This is a genomic window from Clostridium sp. HBUAS56017 (assembly GCF_007115085.1).
Lineage (GTDB): Bacteria > Bacillota > Clostridia > Clostridiales > Clostridiaceae > Clostridium > Clostridium cibarium.
Window position 1 is genome coordinate 33,104 of the sequence record NZ_SULK01000021.1, and the last position, 2,923, is coordinate 36,026.

Annotated in this window: 3 protein-coding genes; all 3 read right to left on the reverse strand. The window is 31.3% G+C overall.

The genetic code is table 11. From position 1 onward, the window contains the following. On the reverse strand, window positions 1-411 hold a 411-nt coding region (locus FAY47_RS20380), incomplete at its 3' end, for a hypothetical protein (protein ID WP_207706256.1). A 17-nt stretch (window positions 412-428) separates the two neighbouring features. Then, on the reverse strand, window positions 429-572 hold the full coding sequence (locus FAY47_RS20385) for a hypothetical protein (RefSeq protein ID WP_185966859.1): 144 nt from the start codon (window positions 570-572) through the stop codon (window positions 429-431). Window positions 573-818: 246 nt separating this feature from the next. Beyond that, window positions 819-2,923, reverse strand: a 2,105-nt coding sequence (locus FAY47_RS20995; protein ID WP_243129639.1) for a cellulase family glycosylhydrolase, incomplete at its 5' end; no start/stop codon positions are given.

A 2,923-nucleotide genomic window follows, 5' to 3' on the forward strand; every position in this document is an offset into this window, starting at 1 on the left:
ACTGTCCGAGAAACTTGGAAAACTTCTATATGTTGAAACATTATACCTTATAATTCCTATTCCAGTACAGGCACCCATTATTGACTGCATATTCCACCATATATCATCTCTGTCTACTCTCATAAGTCCTTGATAACTCATTGGATGTATTATTCCTGTCATTTCATCATGGAAACCACTAAAAAGTTTATATAAATCTTCTAATTCTCCCTTGCAGGCACTTATATCACCTTTTAAGTCTTCATGCTTGCTTATTAGTGCCGCTACAGCTTCTCCGCTGTTTTCGCTCTCAAGCCTGCTATTTATATTATTTAATGATTCTTCCATGGTTTCAATTGCTGATTTATATGTAGCTATCTTATCTCTTAGATCTCCTATTATCGCGTAATTTACCTTGATATCACTTATCACATTCCATTCCCCCTAAGTTACTTAACATAATGTACAGCGGAATGAAAAAAGGACACAACATCTCTTTCTAAAATAAAATGTTTATCTTCCACTTTATCCTTCAATAGATGCTCGTCCTGTATATAATAAGTCTTTGTTTCTTTATTATTTAACTTAAGCATACTATATCTCCATTCATCTTAATTTTATTCCTTGATAAATTTAATATCGTTTGCTTAATTATAATTTTCTAGGTTTTCCCAATCCCTTTACCTATTCTACTATTATATCTCAATTTTGTAAACATATTTAATTACCTTTAATAAACACTTTATTTATAAAACTTTTCCTATAAAAATAAAAAAGTGGATTCCACCGAATCCACTTCTTTGTTTGATAGAAATAATATATTAGAAATTTACTAATTCTTATAATAAATCATAAAGTTCAAATAAATCGCTAATATCTATTTGTCCATCCTTATTAACATCTGCATTTTTCTCATCTATCTTAACATTAGGGTTTAATAAGTATTTCTTTAATGATATACAATCTGCCATTGTTATAGCATGATCTCCATCTACATCACCTAAAAGATATTCAAAATTATTCATTTTGTAAACTTTAGATACTGTTAGATTTACACCTTGATCTCCTACTAAGATACTTTGAAGTCCTGGCAAAACTTGTCCATAACTATCGTAGTCTGCAAGAGCCTTTTTATATCCATTTACCATATCTTCAAGAGTAAAGTATGCAATATTTCCAGTTCCCTTTGATTGAGTTATTGAAGGATTTATTGCTACCCAATTTGTACCCTTTAAGTTTCCTGACAAAATTAATTGAGGAGCCTTTTCACTTGTGTATTCTACAGCTATAGCATATTTATTTGCAAATTCAGTATTTACAAAATCTAAACCATAATAAAATGTAAGTGCTTGTCCCCAATTTGAAGAAGTTGCTTTACCATTGAAAAGTACATTTTCATCATACTTAGAATTATCTATTGGATTATTCCAACCATCTAACATTGCTTGTAGGATTTCTGGATATACAAATTTAAGAGTTTTTCTATCGAAAATTCCCATTGAATCACTTACATTAGCTTTAAAGTAATTATTATCCCACCATAAACATGGTATTTTATAGCTGCTTGCTACTTGTAGATAGTATTTAGCAAAGTTAACTCTATCTTGTAAATTTGATTTATCAGTAGCACCAAACTCACCCATAACAACAGGAATTCCCTTTTGCTTAAATGTTTTATCTAATAATCTAAAAATCTTATCTATATATGATTTATCAGAATCACTAAATGTAGTTGGAGCACCAGCAGCAGTATTCATAGCAAAGTTATAAGGTATATAAGCATGGGCAGATACTGCTACGTGATCATCCTTTGGTACTTCCATAGCAGAAACTTTAGCATAATCTGTTGCTGCACAATATGCAGGCATCATTACAAGTCTCTTCTCATTATTTCCGCCAGTTCCACGCATTACAGAAAGTATTTTTGCATTATATTCATTTACCACATTATAATATTCTGTCTTACCTGTCCAGTCATCCCCATTTCTTGGTTCGTTTATTGTTTCAAAGATTAACTTATCACTATAATCCTTAAAATGGTTAGCAATTTGCTTCCATATAGCACTTCCTTCATTAATAACGTTAGCTTTATTTTCTTCATTCATCTGACCTTGTATTTTATTGTGATGAATATTTACAATAGCATACATATCATTAGCAAGTGCATAGTTTACAACTGTTTCAACACGAGACATATATGCTGGATCAATAGTATATTTATCATCAGTATAATGCTCGTCCCATCTTACTGGAATACGAAGAGTGTTAAAACCAGCTTTTTTTAACTCGTCAATCATTTTTCTTGTTGTTACAGGATTATTCCAGCCTGTTTCTCCGCCAGTAGCTTCCAAAGTATTTCCTAAGTTCCAACCAACTTTCATGTCCTTTACTAAATCCATAGCAGAAATGTCACGCATCTCTGTTGGATGATGATAGTCAGCAGGAAATTCTGGTTCTGGTGCTACTGCTTTAATATATTGATAGTCTGATAATGTAATATCTGCTGTAACACTAGTAACCTTATGTAGATAATTTGTTTTCTCTGTTGCATCTTTTGGTAAATAATCATTTAATAGAATTTGTTTTGTATTTCCATTTATACCCCAAGAAACTTTTGTTGCTAAAAATGATTCTGAATAATCTTTATTTAAATTAACTACAATATCCTTATAACCATCAGCCTTAACTGTAATGGTACCAACATGGAATTTTAATATGTTTGAATCTCCATCACCGAGATTACCATCAGCAATATTTATCCCAAAGTTTGCAGTACTGTTTGACTTTGCAAATGAATCAGTAGTACCAATAGCCTTAAGATTTGTTACATCCTTATATGCTAAAGTAGCAGTATCTCCCATATCCATCCAAGTCCAGTCATCACTAGTATTTTGGGTAAATGCACTAGCATAAATTTTAGTTGTTTCTCCCTTTGTTGTATAGA